This is a genomic window from Ancylobacter oerskovii (assembly GCF_018390555.1).
GTDB classification, from domain to species: domain Bacteria; phylum Pseudomonadota; class Alphaproteobacteria; order Rhizobiales; family Xanthobacteraceae; genus Ancylobacter; species Ancylobacter oerskovii.
Genome location: NZ_JAHBGB010000037.1, coordinates 300,278 through 317,297 on the forward strand (window position 1 = coordinate 300,278; position 17,020 = coordinate 317,297).

The following is a 17,020-nucleotide window of genomic DNA, read 5'->3' on the forward strand; positions in this document are numbered from 1 at the left end:
CCCCGGAATGCCCGGGGCCGACGGGGGGCGGGGAACGTTTCATCGGCTATTTGCGTTCGGCGGCGATGCTTCATAAAGAACAGCTCCATTCCACGAATCCGCAATTCGGACCTCGATCCGCAACCTCCTGGAGGTCGGCATGAACGACGATACCGATCTCGCCGTTCGTTCGGATGAGCGTGGCCCCGAGGACGAACTCGCCCTCATCGACGATCCCGCCTTCATCGAGCGGGTCGAGGATGCGATCGAGGCGGGCCGCGGCGACGACCTGCGCGACCTCGTCGCCGATTTCCACGAGACCGACCTTGCCCGCCTGCTGGAAGCGCTGCCGGCGCCGGCGCGGCCGAAGCTCATCGAGCTGCTGGGCACCGATTTCGACTTCACCGCGCTGACCGAGCTCGACGAGACCGTCCGCGTCCAGATCCTGGAGGAACTCGAAACCGAGACCGTGGTCGAGGGCGTGCGCGACCTCGATTCCGACGACGCGGTCTATATTCTCGAAGATCTCGACGATGCCGACAAGCAGGAGATCCTCGGCCACCTGCCGCTCACCGAGCGTGCGGCGCTGCAGCGCAGCCTCGACTACCCGGAAGAAAGCGCCGGCCGGCGCATGCAGACCGAGTTCATCGCGCTGCCGCCGTTCTGGACCGTCGGCCAGACGCTCGACTATATCGGCGAGACGGAAGGGCTGCCGGAAACCTTCTTCGAGGTCTTCGTCGTCGACCCCACCTACCGCCTCGACGGCTCGGTGCCGCTCGACCGGCTGCTGCGCACCAAGCGCGGCCTGAAGCTCGGCGACGTGGTGACGCCCGACCGCCATGTGGTGCAGGCCGTCGACGACCAGGAGGACGTGGCGCGGGTGTTCGAGCGCTATAACCTCATCTCCACCCCGGTGGTGGACGGGGCGGGCCGGCTGGTCGGCGTGCTGACCGTCGACGACATCGTCGACGTCATCCAGGAGGAGGCCGACGAGGACGTGAAGGCGCTCGGCGGCGTCGCCGCCGACGAAGAGCTGTCCGACAGCTTCTGGTACATCGCCAAGAGCCGCTTTTCCTGGCTGCTTCTCAACCTCATCGCCGCCAATCTCGCCTCCTTCGTCATCTCGCTCTTCGAGGACGAATTGCAGAAGCTCGTCGCGCTGGCGGTTCTCATGCCGATCGTCGCCAGCCAGGGCGGCAATGCCGCGACCCAGACGATGACGGTCGCGGTGCGCGCGATCGCCACGCGCGAGCTGCGCGCGAGCAATGCCCGCCGGGTGATCGCCCGCGAATTGCTGGTCGGGCTGTTCAACGGCGTGGTCTTCGCGGTGATCATGGCGGCCGTCGTCTTCGCCCGATTCGAGATCGCCGACCTCGGCATCATCATCGCGCTGGCGATGATCATCAATCTCGTCGCCGCCGCGCTCGGCGGCATATTGGTGCCGCTCGCCCTCAACAGGATCGGCGTCGATCCGGCGGTGTCGTCCGGGCCCTTCGTGACCACCATCACCGACGTGATCGGCTTCTTCGCTTTTCTGGGTATCGCGGCGCTCTGGTTCTGATCCGCATTTGCGCGGAATGCGGCGATGATGTCTCATGACCGGGATCGGCAGGGCCGGCGATCCGTCAGCGCTTTCTAACCAGCTTCAGTGTCGCCCGTGCGCGGCGAGTAAGGCGGCAATGCGCATTCCGATCCACAGCGGGGCCGGCATGGCGTCGGCAAAGGCGAGCGACCGCACGATCGTGGCGGTGGCGCTGGTGGTGTGCGCGGCGATTCTCGCCATGGGAACCTTCGCCTTGCTGGCCGCCGACCGCGTCGATACCGCGGCGCGGCAGCGATGGGCCGAGCTGGTCGCCCATGCGCTGGACAGCCGGATCGGCCTGCTGCAACGCGATCTCGCCAGCTTCGCGCATTGGGACGAGTCGGTGCTGCGCACTGCTTATTTCCTGGATGTCGACTGGGTCCATCGCAATTTCGGCAAGTGGCTGCACAACCAGGCCAATCACGACCGTTCCTACATCATGCTGGACACGGCGGTCGCCTATGCCGCGATCGACGGCGAGCCGGTTTCCGCCGAGCGGGCCACCTTCGACCGGCGCGCCATCCTTCCGTTCATCCTCGACGTCCAGAAGGTGCTTGCGGAGCGGACCGAGCGGGACAAGGCGCAGGCCGGCGCGGAGATCGCCGGCGTGGCCGCACCGGCCTTTCGCGCCGGATACGTCCGTATCGAGGGCCGGCCGGCGCTCATCGGGGCCATCGGCATCACACCGGATTATGGCCGTGTGATCGAGCCGGAGCAGATGGCGCCGGTGGCGGTGAGCGTGCAGTTCCTCGACGAACGGTTCCTCGAGGACCTCGCGCATGAGACGCGGATCGCCGAGCCGGCGCTCAGTCCCACGCCGCCGACTTCCAGCCGCAACGGCGTTCCGATTCCGTTCGCCAGCAAGGAGACCGAACCCGCCTGGCTGGTGTGGAGGCCGGATACGCCCGGTACCGCCCTGCTGCGTGCCCTGCTGCCGGCGCTGATCGCCACGACGGTGCTGCTGCTGACCGCCGCCACCGCCGTGCTGTGGTACGCGCGCCGGGCGACGCAGAACCTCGCGGCGAGCGAGGCCTATGCCTCGCGGCTCGCCTATGTCGACCCGCTTTGCGGGCTTCCCAATCGCGCAATGCTGATGCGGGTGCTCGGCGACCGCCTCGAACGCCTGGAGGCGGAGGGGCGCAAGCTGGCGGTCTTCTTTCTCGATCTCGATGGCTTCAAGGACATCAACGACACGCTCGGCCACCATGTCGGCGACGTGCTGCTGGCGGAAATCGGGACGCGGCTGAAGGACCTGTCGATACCGGGGCTGCTGGCCTCGCGATTCGGCGGCGACGAATTCGTCATTCTCGTGCCGCTCGACGACGTGCCGGGGGAGGTCGAGGCGATCGGCACCCTCATCCTGGAAGCGGTGCGCCGGCCCATGGCGATCGGGGGGCATGCGCTGGTGGTCAGCGGGTCGATCGGCGCGACGATCGCCCCGACCCACAGCAGCGAGGCCAGCGAGCTGATCCGGCTCGCCGATATCGCGGTGTATCGTGCCAAGGCCGAAGGGCGCGGCATGCTCCGCGCGTTCGAGCCGCGCATGGAGCAGGAGGTCCGCCAGCGGCGGGAGATCGAGGTCGACCTGCAACGGGCGCTGAGAGACAACGAACTGACGCTGTTCTACCAGCCGCAATTCTCCACCGACGGTCACACCGTGGTGGGCTTCGAGGCGCTGCTGCGCTGGCTGCACCCTTCGCGCGGGCTCATCTCGCCCGCAGAGTTCGTGCCGGTGGCCGAGCAGTCCGGCCTGATCAGCGAGCTCGATCTCTGGGCGGTGCGCCGGGCCTGCGAGCAGGCCATCGGCTGGGGGGCGGGCCGCGTGGCGGTCAACCTCTCGCCGATCGATTTCCGCATGCCCGATCTGGCCGACGCGATCTGGCGGATCCTCGAGGAGACCGGCTTCCCGGCCGAGCGGCTGGAAATCGAGATCACCGAGAACCTGCTGCTGGGCAACCAGCCCGAGGCCTTCGCCTCGCTGACGGCGCTGCGCAACATGGGGGTTCGGATCGCCCTCGACGATTTCGGCTCCGGCTATTCCTCGCTCGGCTATCTCCGGCGTTTCCGCGTCGACACGATCAAGATCGACCGCAGCTTCATCCAGAACATCGGCAAGACCGACGATGCCGCAGCGATCATCGACTGCGTGGTGCGCCTCGCCCGTGCGCTCGCGATCACCGTCACCGCCGAGGGCGTGGAGACCCGCGAGCAACTGCGCTATCTCCAGTCGGTCGGTTGCCATCATGTCCAGGGCTACCTCCTGGCCAGCCCCATGCCGGTGAGCAGCCTCGGGCGCTATCTCGACCAGCTGCGGCATGCCCGGGATCATGCCGTCGACCGCCAACCGGGGAAGTGATGGAGGGCGCATCGGCATCCGCCTTCTTCTATGCGGCCAAGTTCCTGTGGATGCTGGCGGTGCCGTCGACCGCGCTGACCCTGCTCGCGGGGATAGGATTGCTGGTCGCGTGGCACCATCCGCGGGCCGGCTGGTGGATGACGGCGCTCGGCGTGCTCGGCCTCGTGGGCTTCGGGCTCGGTCCCTTCGGGCGCGTGCTGGCGGTACCGCTGGAGAATCGCTTCCCCGCCTTCGTCGACGACGGGCGGCCCGTCGCCGGCGTGGTGGTGCTGGGCGGCAGCGAGCGGCCGGACATCGCGGCGGCGCGCGGTCAGCCGGCCCTGACCCAGGCCGGCGAGCGACTGATGGCGCTTGCCGATCTCTCGCGGCGCTATCCCGAGGCGCGGATCCTGTTTTCCGGCGGCAGCGGCGACATCGGGCGGCCGCCGCTTTCGGAGGCCGACGTCGTGCGCATGGCGTTGCCGCAGCTCGGCGTCGACCCGGCGCGGGTCAGCTTCGAAGCCGCCTCGCGCAACACCGCCGAGAATGCCGCCCTGTCGCGGGAACTGGCGCGGCCGGCACCGGGAGAGCGCTGGCTGCTCGTCACCTCCGCCCTGCACATGCCGCGCGCCATGGGGTGCTTCGAAGCCGCCGGCTTCCCTGTCATCGCCTATCCGGTGGATTACCGCACCACCGGCGCGCCGCAATGGACCCGGCCCTTCGCGCGCGTGAGCGAGGGCCTGGAAATGACCGACGCCGCCCTGCGCGAATGGATCGGGCTGGTCGCCTACCGGCTCACCGGGCGCATCGACCGGCTGCTTCCCGGTCCCGGCGCCTAGTCCGCCGCCGGCGCGGCATGTGCCGGCGGGCCCAGCCGGTAGACACCGCGAAAATCGGACGGGTCGACAAGCTTGCCCTTGCGGTAGATGCCGAGCGTGCCGTCCAGGGCCAGCCGCACGGCCACCCGCTTCACCAGCGGCAGCACGGCCTGCCATTTCCCCTCCGGCATCAGCGCGCGAGCGGGGGTCTCCGGGCCGATCGTGCGGGAAGCGCCTGCAAGCGCGGCGCGGATCGCCGCCTCGACGTCGCTGTCGGAGGGCAGGGCGGGGTGCGAGGCGCTTTCGGTCATGAGTTTTCCAAGGTGGTGGTCTCGTCAAGTATCCAGTGCGAATCCCGCCCGAACTGGCGGTTCAGCATCACCACGAAGATGGCGACGGTGCCGATGATGAGCACCCATCCGTTGATGTACCAGCCGAGATAGGCAATGGCGAAGAAGAAGGCGCGCTGGCCGCGATTGAAGTGCCGGCCGGCGAGGGTGGCCATGCGCGACAGCTTGGCGACATGCGCCTGTGCCTGGGGGGTCGCGGCCTCCGAGGGGGGCGGCGTCGAGCCGAGCAGGATCGCGGTGTAGTTGAACAGCCGATAGGCCCAGGCGAATTTGAAGAACACATGGGCGAAGATGAGGGTGATGCCCAGCGTCTTCATCTCCCAGCCGGCCCGGTCGATCTGCACCATGGGAAGGTGGGAGAAGATGGCGAGCACCTCCTCGGTCGAGCGCAGAATCGCCAGCGAGGCGCCGATGGCGAGCAGCGAGGTGGAGGCGAAGAAGGCCGTGCCATTTTGCAGCGCGGCGATGATCTGGGTGTCGACGATGCGGTTCTCGCGCGTCAGCATCCGCTGCATCCATTCGTGACGGAACGCGTCCATCCGCTGGTTCAGCGTGCGGCCCTCCGCCCAATGGCCTTCCATCAGCTGGTGATAGGCGAACCAGGCGAGCGCGAAGACCGCGAGGGCTCCATAGTCGAGATAGGAAAAGCCGATCATGGACTTGGCCTCCATTTCCGGCTCCGTTCCGATTCGGGTTGGCTGCCAGGCTGGCCGCCGCATGGTGGTGGGGTGAGCGGAGCCTTTCAAGGCGGCGGAAAACGACCGTTGTGCAAAAGTCGGGCATGCGTCATTTGCGCACCAGATCTGTGGATTTTGCGGTGCAGCCCTTCCCTAACGCGATTGCAGCAGTGGTAACGATTCATTAAATATCGTAACAATTCGCCTGTGACCGACGTGCATTCCGGTCATGGCGGTGAATGTGAATGATTCGGAGCTCACGAATGAATTCCCTTACCGAGCGCTCCTGCTGGGGAGTTGCACGCTGGGCTGTCGTCGCCTTCCTTGCGGGCGTCGCGCTCGTCTATCTTTTCGGCGGCTTCAACGGCGCGAGCGCCGTCGTCGGCTGATCGCCAAACACGGAACAGCCCCTGCCGACATTGCGGTCGATGCCTCCCGTGTGACCTTCGCCTGACGCATCACCGACGCTGATGGGCGCCATGACGGCTCTCCGCTTGTCCGCGCGGCCCTGCCGGATCACTCTGGCATGAGGCGCGACGCAAAGGCGAAGAGGGGCCCATGACACTGAAGCTGCTGATCGGCAACAAGAACTATTCCTCCTGGTCGCTGCGGCCCTGGCTGCTGCTCAAGGCCTTCGGCATCGCCTTCGACGAGGAGGTGGTGCTGCTGGGGGATGCGGACTTCAAGGCGCGGATCGCGGCGCATTCGCCGGCGCGCCAGGTTCCGGTGCTGATCGACGGCGAGGTGGCGGTGTGGGAGACGCTGGCCATCATCGAGCACATCGCCGAACGCTTTCCCGACACGCCGATCTGGCCCGCCGCACCGGCGGCACGGGCCTATGCGCGTTCCATCGCCACCGAGATGCATGGCGGCTTCGGCGCCTTGCGCTCGGCCGTGCCGATGAATCTGTGGCGCCCCGTGGAGTTGCGCGAGCTGCCGGCGAAGGCCGTCGCCGACCTTGACGGCATCACCGCCCGCTGGCGGTCGGCACGCCAGCGTTTCGGCGCGGGCGGCGATTTCCTGTTCGGCGGCTTCAGCGCGGCCGACGCCATGTATGCGCCGGTCGCCACTCGCATCCGCACCTATGGGCTGCCCGTCGACGCGGTGTCCGCCGCCTATGTCGAGGCGATCCACGCGCACCCCGCCTTTGCCGAATGGAAGGCGGCGGCGCTGAAGGAGGAGCAGGTCCTGCCGGTCGACGAGGTCGACTGGCCGGAGGTGAAGCGCGTATAGGACATCCCCGCGCGGCCCGTCGCCGCGCGACGTTTCCCTTCAGGCTGACTCTGAATGCCGTTGCACCTTCTCAAGCTTTGCGTCGGGGCCGAATCGATCAAGGATCTCGAGGACTGGATCGTCGAGACGCTGGCGGCGCGCGACGCGCAGGGGCGCCCCGCGGAACAGACCCACACCACCCGCATGGTGCCGACCCGGATCGACGAGATACTCGACGGCGGTTCGCTCTATTGGGTGATCAAGGGCGAGGTGGCGTGCCGTCAGAGGCTGGCCGCCATCCGTCCCTTCGTCGATTCCGAGGGCATACGTCGCTGCCATCTGGTGCTGGAACCGAAAGTGCACCGGGTGGAGCCGCGGCCCAGTCGGCCGTTCCAGGGCTGGCGCTATCTCGCGGCCAAGGATGCGCCGGGCGATCTTGCCGGCGAGCGGGGCTCGACCTTGCCCGACGAACTGCGCCGCGAGTTGAGGTCGCTCGGCCTGCTGTGACGCGGGATGGAACCGAATCGGTGCGTGCCGGCGTTGTCCTTGCGGAAAACGTCGACAGGAGGGACCGATGGCAAAGGACATCGACGACACCGGCCTGAAGGAAGGGCAGGCCGTCACCGAAGAGCGCCAGGTGGTGGAGAGCGGAAACGTCGTGGTTCAGGCCGACCCGATGGAGCGGCAGGCGACCGAGGTGCGGCCGATGCGCTATGTGCTCGGCATCGGCCTGCTGCTCGTCGTCATCGGCATGGCCGTGACCTATATGAGCGTCTAGCCGACGGGAATGTTGTCGATCAGGCGCGTGGCGCCGAGCCGCGCCGCGACCAGAAGACGGATGGGGCCGTCGTGCCGACCTGAGACCGGCGCCAGCGTCGCCGCGTGGCGGGCGTCGAGGTAATCCAGCACAAAGCCCGCCGCCCGAACCTTCTCGCGGGCGATCTCGACCGCCTCGGCGACGGGCGTGCCCGACCGTATCGCCTGCGCCGCATCCGTCAGTGCCCGGAACAGCATCGGCGCGGTGCGCCGCTCCTCGGCCGCCAGATAGACATTGCGGGAGGAGAGGGCGAGGCCGTCGGGCTCGCGCACCGTAGCGACGCCGATCACCTCCACCGGGAGATCGAGATCGCGCGCCATGCGGGTGACAACGGCGAGCTGCTGGTAGTCCTTTTCGCCGAACAGGGCCACGTCCGGGGCCACCTGGCTAAACAGCTTGGCGACCACGGTCGCCACGCCGGCGAAATGGGTGGGACGGAAATCGGTCTCCAGCCCCAGCGCGGGGCCGGCGAGCGAGATCGTGGTGGCGAAGCCGTCCGGGTACATCTCCGTTACGTCCGGCACGAAGGCGACGGCGACGCCGGCGGCGGCGGCCTTCTGCCGGTCCGCATCGAGGGTGCGCGGATAGCGGGCGAGATCCTCGGTGGGGGCGAACTGGGTCGGGTTGACGAAGATCGACACCACGATCCGCTCGGCATGCCGGCGCGCAGCTTCCATCAGCGCGACATGCCCGGCATGCAGCGCGCCCATGGTCGGCACGAGCGCGACGTGCTCGCCGGCGGCGCGCCAGCCCCGGACACGCGCGCGCAGATCGGCGACGGTATGGATGGTTTCGATATCGGTCACGGCGGCCCGTCCTGAAGAATGCGGGCGGGGAACCTAGCAGCGGCACCCGGGCGGTCAACTGCTCGTCAGGGGCGGCTTGCCCGCACGGCGCCGGCACTCCACCTAACCCGATGGCCGGCATAGTATCGGCGCCGAATCGCGATGGGACCCATGGCAGCCGACCGATCTTCGAGTTCGAAACCGCCGGCCGCCGGGCCGAAGCCATCCTCGCCGGCGACAACGGCGCCCGCGGAGATCGCGGCCTTCCTCGCGGAGGTGACGGCCCGCGCACCGGTGCCGGCCGACGGGCGGGGAAGGCTGATCTTCGCGCTCGACGCGACGATGAGCCGCCAGCCGACCTGGGACCTCGCCTGCACCCTGCAGGCCGGCATGTTCGAGGAGGTCGCCGCCATTGGCGGGCTCGACATGCAGCTGGTCTATTACCGCGGCATCGGGGAATGCCGGGCCTCCGGCTGGGTCGGCGACGGCCGCCGCCTCGGCGAGCTGATGGCGAAGATCGATTGCCGCGGCGGACGCACGCAGATCGGTCGCGTGCTCGCCCATGCCGGCAAGGAGGCCGGACGCGCGCGGGTCGGTGCCCTGGTCTTCGTCGGCGACGCCATGGAGGAGACGCTCGACGCTCTCTGCGCCGAGGCGGGGCCCCTCGCCCTGCGCGGCGTGCCGGTCTTCCTGTTCCAGGAGGGGCGGGATCCCGTCGCCGAGCGCGGCTTCCGGGAGATCGCACGGCTCACCGGCGGCGCGTGGTGCCGCTTCGATGCCGGCGCGGCCGAGCAACTCGCAATGCTGCTGCGGGCGGCGGCGCGCTATGCCGCCGGCGGGCGGCAGGCGCTGACGGCCCTGGCGGACTCGTCGCCGGGAGCCCGGCAACTTCTGGCGGCGATGACCGGGGCGCAATCGGGGACGCGATGATCAATCTTCTGGCCGGCGCGGCGATCGTCGCGCTGCTCTATTACGGGCTGAAATTCTTCGCGCGCACCGATCCGAAGCGCCTCGCCCGCCTGGCGCGCAGCGTCGGCGGATGGGTGGCGGTGGCGCTGGCCGCCTTCCTGGGCGCACGCGGCCATATCGAAACGGCCCTGCCGCTCGGCATCTTCGGGCTGTCGCTGCTCGGCTGGAACCTTGGTACCGGCGGCGCGCCATGGTCGCGCCTGCGCCGCAGCGCCGGCCGCAGCTCGACGGTGCGCACGGCCAGTCTCGAAATGATGCTGGATCACGACAGCGGGCGGCTTGCCGGGCGCGTCCTCGTCGGGCCGTTCGCCGGCCAGGAGCTGGATACCCTGCCGATCGATGCGGTGGCCCGGCTGGCCCTCACGCTGGATGCCGAGAGCCGGCCGCTACTCGAAGCTTATCTGGACCGCCGGTCGCCCGGCTGGCGTGAACACCCGGAGCGCGAAGCGGGCAGGGGGCGCGCTGTGCCGCCGCAGGGCGGCGCGATGACGGAACAGCAAGCCTACGAAGTGCTGGGGCTTCAGCCGGGGGCGGGGGCGGACGAGATCCGAAAGGCTCACCGCACCCTTATGAAGAAACTCCATCCCGACCAGGGCGGGTCGAACTATCTCGCCGCCCGGGTGAACGAAGCCAAGGACATCCTGCTCCGCAGCCATTGATCCCCCCGTTCCGCTCAGTTGCGGAAGACCATGCAGCCGAACTGCCCCTTGAGCGCCTTGCAGGCCTTCTGCGCCGCCGCCTGCTCGTCGAAGCCGGCGAAGCGGGCCCGCACGATGGTCGACGAACCCTTGGTCGCCGACTCGGTATAGGGATCGACCTTGGCGAGCGCCGAGCCGGCCTTGGCCTTGGCCTTGGCGAGCTGGGCGCGGGCATCCGCCTCGCTGCCGAAGGCGCCGATCTGGATCGCCCAGCCCGAACGGGGCGCCGCGGTGGCGCGGGAGGTGGTCTCGGCGATCTGGCGCGGAATTTCAGCCGGATCGGCACTGGCGAGACGCACAGGCTTGGCGGCGGGAGCCGGCTTGGGCCCCTGAGCGATCGCCGCCGGCAGGGCCTGGCCGGTCGAGCTGGCCTGCGTGAAGGACAGCGTGCCGAGAATGCCGGGCTGGTTCGCGAAGCCGGCGACGGGGGCCGAAGGTTTCGCCACGGCCACGGTCTTCACCGAGGTCGGCACGATCGGCGCGGCCGATCCGACCGGCGGAGCCACCGGCGGCAGCGGTGCGGTGCGGGCAGGGGCGAGCTCCGGCCTGGCCGGCGCGACCATGGCGATGCGCTGGGGCGGAACGGCACCGGTGGTGACCGGATCGGCCTGGCTGGCTTCCTCGGCGGTTTCCTCGTCGACCTCGTCGGCTGCCGGGGCATCGACGACCGACGCCATGGCGAGGTTCGGACGGCCGGCGGGGACCGGCACCACCGCGGGCGCCGGCGCGGCCATCGGGGTCGGCACCGGAGCCGACGCCTGCGCGACCGCGACTTCCTCGACATTGCCGCTGCCGCTGGGAGGCGACGACATGCGGGCCACCATCTGCCGGCCGGCATAGGCGCGATCAAAGCTGGCGGTGACCAGCTGCGCCATGCGGGTGTCGCGCGAGGCGGCGCTGCCGCCGCCGAGCACCACGCCGATGACGTAGCGGCCATCGCGCTTGACGCTGGTGAGCAGGTTGAAGCCGGAGGCGTTGGTGTAGCCGGTCTTGATGCCGTCCACGCCCTCGAGCCGCCCGAACATGCGGTTGTGGTTGCGGATCGCCACGCCCTTGTAGTTGAACGAGCGGATCGAGAAATACTCGTAATAGCGCGGGAAGCGCTCCTGGATCGCCCGGCCCAGCACGGCGAGATCACGCGCCGTGGTGACCTGCTGCGGGTCGGGCAGGCCGTTCGGATTCTTGAAGGTGGTGCGGGACATACCGAGCTGGCGGGCGCGGCGGGTCATCAGCGCGGCGAAGGTATCGGCATCGCCGGCGACCGCCTCGGCGATCACCACGGCGGCATCGTTGGCCGAACGGGTGATCAGGCCCTGGAGCGCGTCCTCGACGGAAATGGTGGAGCCCGCCTTCAGGCCGAGCTTGGTGGGCGACTGGCGGGAGGCAAGGGACGAGACGGGAAGCTGGGAATCGAGGCGAAGCCGGCCGGCCTGCAGCTGCTCGAACAGCAGATAGAGCGTCATGACCTTGGTCAGCGAGGCCGGGTGACGCAGCGAGTCGGCATTCTCCTCGTGGAGCACGCGGCCGGTATTGGCATCGATCACGATGTCGGCATAACCGCGCTGCCATCGGGTATCGACCACGCGGGCCGCCGCCGGCTTCTTCTGACTGACCTTCTTCTTCCGCGCCGCCGCGTCGGCGATGCCGGTGCCTGCGACGGAAAGCACCAGAAGGGCCACCCCAGCGCGCAGCAGCTGCGTGCTCACAAATCCCGGAAGCCGCATGAAACCGTCCCGTTACTCAATTTGCCGGCCCGCGCCGGTCGTTGGCGTGATGCCGGCACCGGGTGGCTCGATGCCCTGAGGCGAGCCAATCTGAATGCACCGTTGCCGTACGATCACTCCCGCAATCTTAAGGGGGGCGCGGTTACGAACTCGTAAATCCCGGCGTAAACGAGGCAATCCCCGCCGGCGCGCGAAACTGGGTAAGGGATGCTGTCTTGTTGCGTTGCACAATATTTGTTGACGTCGATGGTGCGCTGCATTATCAGTGACCGGACAGCGTTCATGCTGGCGGCGCGCGGTTCACGTTGGCGCATGGGAAGTGCGAGGAGCGACCAGATGATTCAGAACATCGACGAGATCCAGAAGCTGGGCAAAGACAATCTCGATCTCGCCATGAAGAGCTTCGGCACCGTGTCGAAGGGCGTGCAGGCCATCGCCGTCGAGGTCGCCGACTATTCGAAGAAGTCCTTCGAGGAAGGCACCGCCGCCGCCGAGAAGCTTTTCGGCGCCAAGACCCTCGACAAGGCCGTCGAGATCCAGTCGGATTATTTCAAGAACGCCTATGAGGGGTTCGTCGCCCAGGCGACCAAGATCGGCGAGCTCTATGCCGATCTCGCCAAGGAGACCTACAAGCCCTACGAAGGCATCCTCGGCAAGCTGCCCGCCGGCAAGTGATGCCGTGCTTGTGACCGTTCGCTGATCCCCGGCCCGTCGGACGACGGGCCACAGGATTTCATGCGCCCGAAAGGCCCGGCCATGCCGGGCCTTTTGCATTTCCGGCGCCCTCGCCGAGGTGCGGTTTTTCGTTTCGCACGGCGTCGGGGCGGGGATGTCGCAGGGGATGCGCCGGTCAACTCATTGCGACCGGCGCACGCTGTCGCTACTCTGGCAGAGTGAGCCAGGCGTACCTATTATATCGTGCAGCCCGGCGAGCTTAGCCGAGCGAGGTGAGCCTTTCATGTCAGTGACGACGCCTTCCCGAACTGCCGATACCACCATGGGCGATGACGAGCGTCGTCGTCGCGGAGACGGCATGCCCGGAACGGCGGTGATCACGCGCACCAAGCCGCAGGTCAAGCGGCCCAGTCTGTACCGAGTGCTGCTCCTGAACGACGACTACACGCCAATGGAGTTCGTCGTTCACGTGCTGGAGCAGTTCTTCAACAAGAACCGGGAGGAGGCCACCCACATCATGCTGCATGTGCATCAGCACGGCGTGGGGGAGTGCGGCGTCTTCACCTATGAGGTGGCCGAAACAAAGGTCACTCAGGTGATGGACTTCGCACGAAAGCACCAGCATCCTTTGCAGTGCGTCATGGAGAAGAAGTGACGCTCCGCAGCGGCTAAACGAAGAGGTCCTCATGCCCACCTTCTCCCGCAGCCTCGAGCAATCGCTTCACCGGGCCCTGGCGCTCGCCAACGAACGTCACCACGAATACGCGACCCTCGAGCACCTGCTGCTGTCCCTCGTCGACGACCAGGATGCCGCGGCCGTGATGCGGGCCTGCAACGTCGATCTCGAGAAGCTCCGCCGCAATCTCGTCGAATATATCGACACCGAGCTCGACAACCTCGTGCAGGACGGCGGCGAGGATTCCAAGCCGACCGCCGGCTTCCAGCGCGTGATCCAGCGCGCGGTGATCCATGTCCAGTCGTCCGGACGCGAGGAAGTGACCGGCGCCAACGTGCTCGTGGCGGTGTTCGCCGAGCGCGAGAGCCATGCAGCCTATTTCCTGCAAGAGCAGGACATGACCCGCTACGACGCGGTGAACTACATCAGCCACGGCATCGCCAAGCGCGCGGGCATGTCGGAGAGCCGGCCGGTGCGCGGCGCCGAAGAGGAGACGGAGACGAAGACCGGGGAAGAGACCAAGAAGAAGGCCGATGCGCTCGATGCCTATTGCGTGAACCTCAACAAGAAGGCGCGCGACGGCAAGATCGACCCGCTCATCGGCCGCGACAGCGAGATTCAGCGGACCATCCAGGTGCTCTGCCGCCGGTCCAAGAACAACCCGCTTTTCGTTGGTGACCCCGGCGTTGGCAAGACCGCCATCGCCGAGGGGCTGGCCCGTCGCATCGTCGACGGCGAAGTGCCCGAGGTTCTGCGTACCGCCACCGTCTTCTCGCTCGACATGGGCTCGCTGCTCGCCGGCACCCGCTACCGCGGCGATTTCGAGGAGCGCCTCAAGCAGGTCGTCAAGGAGATCGAAGCCTATCCCAACGCCATCATGTTCATCGACGAGATCCACACCGTCATCGGTGCGGGTGCGACGTCGGGCGGCGCCATGGATGCCTCGAACCTCCTGAAGCCCGCGCTCGCTTCCGGCGCGCTGCGCTGCATCGGCTCGACCACCTACAAGGAGTACCGCCAGTACTTCGAGAAGGACCGGGCCCTGGTGCGCCGCTTCCAGAAGATCGACGTCGCCGAGCCGACCGTCCCGGACGCCATCGAGATCCTCAAGGGCCTCAAGCCCTATTTCGAGGACTATCACCGGCTGCGCTACACCAACGAGGCCATCAAGGCGGCGGTGGAGCTCTCGGCGCGCTACATCCACGACCGCAAGCTGCCCGACAAGGCGATCGACATCATCGACGAGTCGGGCGCGGCGCAGATGCTGCTGCCGGAAGCCAAGCGCAAGAAGACCATCGGCGTGAAGGAGATCGAGGCGACCGTCGCCACCATCGCCCGCATCCCGCCCAAGACGGTCTCCAAGGACGATGCCGAGGTGCTGGCGACCATGGAGACGACGCTGAAGCGCGTCGTCTACGGGCAGGACAAGGCCATCGAGGCGCTTTCCTCGGCGATCAAGCTCGCCCGCGCGGGCCTGCGCGAGCCGGAGAAGCCGATCGGCTCCTACCTGTTCTCCGGCCCGACCGGCGTCGGCAAGACCGAGGTCGCCAAGCAGCTCGCCTCCACGCTCGGCGTCGAACTGCTGCGCTTCGACATGTCGGAATATATGGAACGCCATACCGTCTCGCGGCTGATCGGCGCGCCTCCCGGCTATGTCGGCTTCGACCAGGGTGGCCTGCTCACCGACGGTGTCGACCAGCATCCGCACTGCGTGCTGCTGCTCGACGAGATCGAGAAGGCGCATCCCGACCTGTTCAACATCCTGCTGCAGGTGATGGACCATGGCCAGCTGACCGACCATAACGGCAAGCAGGTGAGCTTCCGCAACGTCATTCTGATCATGACGACCAATGCGGGCGCCGCCGACCTGTCGAAGTCGGCCTTCGGCTTCACGCGCTCCAAGCGCGAGGGTGACGATGTGGAGGCGATCAACCGGCTGTTCGCGCCGGAATTCCGCAACCGCCTCGACGCCATCATCGGCTTCGCCCACCTCACCAGCGACGTCATCGGGCTGGTGGTGGAGAAGTTCGTGCTGCAGCTGGAAGCCCAGCTCGCCGACCGTAACGTCACCATCGAGCTCTCCGACGAGGCGACGGCGTGGCTGGTGGAGCGCGGCTACGACCAGCAGATGGGCGCGCGGCCGATGGGTCGGGTGATCCAGGAGCACATCAAGAAGCCGCTCGCCGACGAGGTGCTGTTCGGCAAGCTGAAGAATGGCGGCCATGTCCGCGTCGTCGTCGCCACCGACGAGGCGGGCGACAGCACGCTCGGCTTCGAGTTCCCGGAAGGGCCGGTCACGCCCAAGCCGGAGAAGATCGAGCCGCCCAAGGCCAAGCGCGCCTCCCGCCGCAAGCCGGCCGCCAAGGCCGGGAAGGCGGGGCCGGAAGGCGGCCGCGGGGGGCGCCCCTCCGGCGGCTCCCGGGTGCCGAAGGTGCCGCTGGTCAAGGCTTGACCGCGGCCGACGACCTCAGCCGACAACGACCCGCCGCCATGCATCATGGCGGCGGGTTTTTCATGTCCGGCGGTCGCGCCTTCCAGGCCTCCGCGATGTGCGCCTTTCTAAGGTTGAGCTTGACCGCGGCGACGCACCGTTCGATCAACGGTCGACATGAGTGCGCCAATGCAGCCTTCCGATCCCACCGCCGAGCCCGGCTCCGCCTTCCGATTGAGTTATTTCCTGCAGGGCGCCATCGGGTCCTTCTCGGTGCCCGGCTGCGTGCTGATGGCGACCTTCCTCGGCTTTGGCGGCCTGCTGCATGATGTCGGCTTTCCGATCGGGGCCGGCCTTTTGTCAACGCTGCTGATATGGGCGCTGCCGGCACAGGTGATCATGGTCGGGGGCATTGCCTCGGGGGCCTCCCTGCCGGCGCTGGCGGTCGCGGTGTGCCTGTCCGGCGTGCGGCTGATGCCGATGGTGGTGGCGCTGATGCCGCTGATGCGCGGCAGGCGCCCGAATCTGTGGCTCGAGCTGATCGCCGCGCATTTCGTCGCCGTCACCATGTGGGTGGAGGGATTCCGGCTGCTGCCCAAGGTGGCGGTGGAAGGGCGCCCGTCCTATGCGATCGGGCTCGGCGCCGGCCTGGCCATCGTCAGCATGGTCGCGACCTGGGTCGGCTTCCATCTCAGCGGCTCGCTGCCTGGCCCGCTTGCGGTGGCGCTGCTGCTGCTCACCCCGATCTCCTTTGCCATCATGCTCGTGCGCAATGCGCGCGAGGGGGTGGACTGGCTAGCCATTGGGCTGGGCGCGGCATTGTCGCCGCTGGTCGCCAACACACCGGGCGGCCTCGATCTGTTCTGGAGCGGGGTGGGCGGCGGCACGCTCGCCTTCTTCATCGCCCGGCTATGGAAGGCGCGGCAGGCATGACGCTGTTGCAGAGCGAGATGGCCGCCATTCTGGTGGTGATCGTCGTCGGCTTCCTGCCGAACGAGATCTGGCGCGTGCTGGGCGTCCTGTTCGGGCGTGGCCTCGACGAGAACAGCGCCTGGATGCAGTGGGTGCGGGCGGTGGCGACGGCGTTGCTCGCCGCCGTGGTGGCACGCCTCCTCCTCGTCCCGAGCGGGGCGCTGGTGGCGCTGCCCTTCCTGCTGCGGGTCGGCGCGGTGGTCGCCGGCGTCGCCGGCTTCCTGCTGGTGCGCCGCTCGGTGCTGGCCGGCGTGCTCACCGCCGAGGCGGTGCTCATCGCCGGCGCCTGGTGGCTCGGCGTCGGCAACTGACGCCGGCGC

The 17,020-nt window shown here is 68.0% G+C and carries 18 protein-coding genes; 14 read left to right on the forward strand and 4 right to left on the reverse strand.

Going from position 1 to position 17,020, the window contains the following annotated elements; all coding sequences use genetic code 11:
* The first annotated feature begins 139 nt into the window (after window positions 1-139).
* The 3 genes from mgtE (at window position 140) to KHC19_RS18000 (ending at window position 4,735) form a co-directional block, all read left to right on the forward strand.
* On the forward strand, window positions 140-1,540 hold the full coding sequence (gene mgtE / locus KHC19_RS17990; RefSeq protein ID WP_213353924.1) for a magnesium transporter: 1,401 nt from the start codon (window positions 140-142) through the stop codon (window positions 1,538-1,540).
* A 118-nt stretch (window positions 1,541-1,658) separates the two neighbouring features.
* Entirely contained in the window at window positions 1,659-3,917 is a 2,259-nt protein-coding gene (locus tag KHC19_RS17995; protein WP_213353926.1) for a putative bifunctional diguanylate cyclase/phosphodiesterase, read from the forward strand.
* Window positions 3,917-4,735 carry a YdcF family protein gene (locus tag KHC19_RS18000; protein WP_213353928.1) on the forward strand — a complete coding sequence of 273 codons (819 nt, stop codon included), beginning with the start codon at window positions 3,917-3,919 and terminating at the stop codon, window positions 4,733-4,735. The genes KHC19_RS17995 and KHC19_RS18000 overlap by 1 nt, the downstream gene beginning before the upstream one ends.
* On the opposite strand, the gene KHC19_RS18005 is transcribed toward KHC19_RS18000, so the two are convergent.
* The gene (locus tag KHC19_RS18005; RefSeq protein WP_213353930.1) at window positions 4,732-5,025 is read right to left on the reverse strand and encodes a DUF3253 domain-containing protein; all 294 of its coding nucleotides are present in this window, start codon (window positions 5,023-5,025) and stop codon (window positions 4,732-4,734) included. The genes KHC19_RS18000 and KHC19_RS18005 overlap by 4 nt on opposite strands.
* Window positions 5,022-5,720, reverse strand: coding sequence for a DUF599 domain-containing protein (locus KHC19_RS18010; protein ID WP_213354249.1), 699 nt, complete (start codon window positions 5,718-5,720; stop codon window positions 5,022-5,024). Before KHC19_RS18010 ends, KHC19_RS18005 begins: the two co-directional genes overlap by 4 nt.
* Window positions 5,721-6,004: 284 nt before the next feature.
* Here KHC19_RS18010 and KHC19_RS26240 point away from each other — a divergent pair, with 284 nt between their 5' ends.
* From KHC19_RS26240 to KHC19_RS18025, 4 genes are all read left to right on the forward strand, one after another.
* Window positions 6,005-6,130, forward strand: coding sequence for a hypothetical protein (locus tag KHC19_RS26240; protein WP_281418577.1), 126 nt, complete (start codon window positions 6,005-6,007; stop codon window positions 6,128-6,130).
* Window positions 6,131-6,299: 169 nt separating this feature from the next.
* Window positions 6,300-6,974, forward strand: coding sequence for a glutathione S-transferase family protein (locus KHC19_RS18015; protein WP_213353932.1), 675 nt, complete (start codon window positions 6,300-6,302; stop codon window positions 6,972-6,974).
* Between the two features lie 54 nt (window positions 6,975-7,028).
* Window positions 7,029-7,460, forward strand: coding sequence for a DUF1489 family protein (locus tag KHC19_RS18020; protein WP_213353934.1), 432 nt, complete (start codon window positions 7,029-7,031; stop codon window positions 7,458-7,460).
* Between the two features lie 67 nt (window positions 7,461-7,527).
* Window positions 7,528-7,731: a hypothetical protein gene (locus KHC19_RS18025; protein ID WP_213353936.1), complete on the forward strand. Its 204-nt coding sequence runs from the start codon at window positions 7,528-7,530 to the stop codon at window positions 7,729-7,731.
* Here KHC19_RS18025 and panC read toward each other — a convergent pair.
* A complete protein-coding gene (panC, locus tag KHC19_RS18030; protein ID WP_213353938.1) occupies window positions 7,728-8,576 on the reverse strand; it encodes a pantoate--beta-alanine ligase in 849 nt (282 codons plus the stop codon). The genes KHC19_RS18025 and panC overlap by 4 nt on opposite strands.
* Window positions 8,577-8,726: 150 nt before the next feature.
* On the opposite strand from panC, the gene KHC19_RS18035 reads away from it, so the two are divergent.
* Window positions 8,727-9,485, forward strand: coding sequence for a VWA domain-containing protein (locus tag KHC19_RS18035; RefSeq protein ID WP_213353939.1), 759 nt, complete (start codon window positions 8,727-8,729; stop codon window positions 9,483-9,485).
* Window positions 9,482-10,183 (forward strand): DnaJ domain-containing protein, encoded by a 702-nt coding sequence (locus tag KHC19_RS26020; protein ID WP_246549084.1) that lies wholly within the window; start codon window positions 9,482-9,484, stop codon window positions 10,181-10,183. The genes KHC19_RS18035 and KHC19_RS26020 overlap by 4 nt, the downstream gene beginning before the upstream one ends.
* Before the next feature lie 14 nt (window positions 10,184-10,197).
* Here the strand turns inward: KHC19_RS26020 and KHC19_RS18045 are convergent, their stop codons facing one another.
* Window positions 10,198-11,946: a D-alanyl-D-alanine carboxypeptidase family protein gene (locus KHC19_RS18045; RefSeq protein ID WP_213353941.1), complete on the reverse strand. Its 1,749-nt coding sequence runs from the start codon at window positions 11,944-11,946 to the stop codon at window positions 10,198-10,200.
* A 336-nt stretch (window positions 11,947-12,282) separates the two neighbouring features.
* Between KHC19_RS18045 and KHC19_RS18050 the strand changes: the two genes are divergently transcribed.
* The 5 genes from KHC19_RS18050 (at window position 12,283) to KHC19_RS18070 (ending at window position 17,011) form a co-directional block, all read left to right on the forward strand.
* Window positions 12,283-12,621 (forward strand): phasin family protein, encoded by a 339-nt coding sequence (locus KHC19_RS18050; protein WP_213353943.1) that lies wholly within the window; start codon window positions 12,283-12,285, stop codon window positions 12,619-12,621.
* Window positions 12,622-12,904: 283 nt separating this feature from the next.
* The gene (gene clpS, locus KHC19_RS18055) at window positions 12,905-13,276 is read left to right on the forward strand and encodes an ATP-dependent Clp protease adapter ClpS (RefSeq protein ID WP_378296725.1); all 372 of its coding nucleotides are present in this window, start codon (window positions 12,905-12,907) and stop codon (window positions 13,274-13,276) included.
* A gap of 31 nt (window positions 13,277-13,307) precedes the next feature.
* A complete protein-coding gene (clpA, locus tag KHC19_RS18060) occupies window positions 13,308-15,749 on the forward strand; it encodes an ATP-dependent Clp protease ATP-binding subunit ClpA (protein ID WP_213353945.1) in 2,442 nt (813 codons plus the stop codon).
* Between the two features lie 168 nt (window positions 15,750-15,917).
* A complete protein-coding gene (locus tag KHC19_RS18065) occupies window positions 15,918-16,661 on the forward strand; it encodes an AzlC family ABC transporter permease (RefSeq protein WP_246549085.1) in 744 nt (247 codons plus the stop codon).
* Window positions 16,658-17,011 carry an AzlD domain-containing protein gene (locus tag KHC19_RS18070; protein WP_213353946.1) on the forward strand — a complete coding sequence of 118 codons (354 nt, stop codon included), beginning with the start codon at window positions 16,658-16,660 and terminating at the stop codon, window positions 17,009-17,011. Before KHC19_RS18065 ends, KHC19_RS18070 begins: the two co-directional genes overlap by 4 nt.
* Window positions 17,012-17,020: the final 9 nt, after the last annotated feature.

Excerpts from the sequence above, each read along its gene's own strand:
- mgtE (WP_213353924.1), top strand. The coding sequence starts at position 140 with ATGAACGACGATACCGATCTCGCCGTTCGTTCGGATGAGCGTGGCCCC.
- KHC19_RS17995 (WP_213353926.1), top strand. The coding sequence starts at position 1,659 with ATGCGCATTCCGATCCACAGCGGGGCCGGCATGGCGTCGGCAAAGGCG.
- KHC19_RS18000 (WP_213353928.1), top strand. The coding sequence starts at position 3,917 with ATGGAGGGCGCATCGGCATCCGCCTTCTTCTATGCGGCCAAGTTCCTG.
- KHC19_RS18005 (WP_213353930.1), bottom strand. The coding sequence starts at position 5,025 with ATGACCGAAAGCGCCTCGCACCCCGCCCTGCCCTCCGACAGCGACGTC.
- KHC19_RS18010 (WP_213354249.1), bottom strand. The coding sequence starts at position 5,720 with ATGATCGGCTTTTCCTATCTCGACTATGGAGCCCTCGCGGTCTTCGCG.
- KHC19_RS26240 (WP_281418577.1), top strand. The coding sequence starts at position 6,005 with ATGAATTCCCTTACCGAGCGCTCCTGCTGGGGAGTTGCACGCTGGGCT.
- KHC19_RS18015 (WP_213353932.1), top strand. The coding sequence starts at position 6,300 with ATGACACTGAAGCTGCTGATCGGCAACAAGAACTATTCCTCCTGGTCG.
- KHC19_RS18020 (WP_213353934.1), top strand. The coding sequence starts at position 7,029 with ATGCCGTTGCACCTTCTCAAGCTTTGCGTCGGGGCCGAATCGATCAAG.
- KHC19_RS18025 (WP_213353936.1), top strand. The coding sequence starts at position 7,528 with ATGGCAAAGGACATCGACGACACCGGCCTGAAGGAAGGGCAGGCCGTC.
- KHC19_RS18035 (WP_213353939.1), top strand. The coding sequence starts at position 8,727 with ATGGCAGCCGACCGATCTTCGAGTTCGAAACCGCCGGCCGCCGGGCCG.
- KHC19_RS26020 (WP_246549084.1), top strand. The coding sequence starts at position 9,482 with ATGATCAATCTTCTGGCCGGCGCGGCGATCGTCGCGCTGCTCTATTAC.
- KHC19_RS18045 (WP_213353941.1), bottom strand. The coding sequence starts at position 11,946 with ATGCGGCTTCCGGGATTTGTGAGCACGCAGCTGCTGCGCGCTGGGGTG.
- KHC19_RS18050 (WP_213353943.1), top strand. The coding sequence starts at position 12,283 with ATGATTCAGAACATCGACGAGATCCAGAAGCTGGGCAAAGACAATCTC.
- clpS (WP_378296725.1), top strand. The coding sequence starts at position 12,905 with ATGTCAGTGACGACGCCTTCCCGAACTGCCGATACCACCATGGGCGAT.
- clpA (WP_213353945.1), top strand. The coding sequence starts at position 13,308 with ATGCCCACCTTCTCCCGCAGCCTCGAGCAATCGCTTCACCGGGCCCTG.
- KHC19_RS18065 (WP_246549085.1), top strand. The coding sequence starts at position 15,918 with ATGCAGCCTTCCGATCCCACCGCCGAGCCCGGCTCCGCCTTCCGATTG.
- KHC19_RS18070 (WP_213353946.1), top strand. The coding sequence starts at position 16,658 with ATGACGCTGTTGCAGAGCGAGATGGCCGCCATTCTGGTGGTGATCGTC.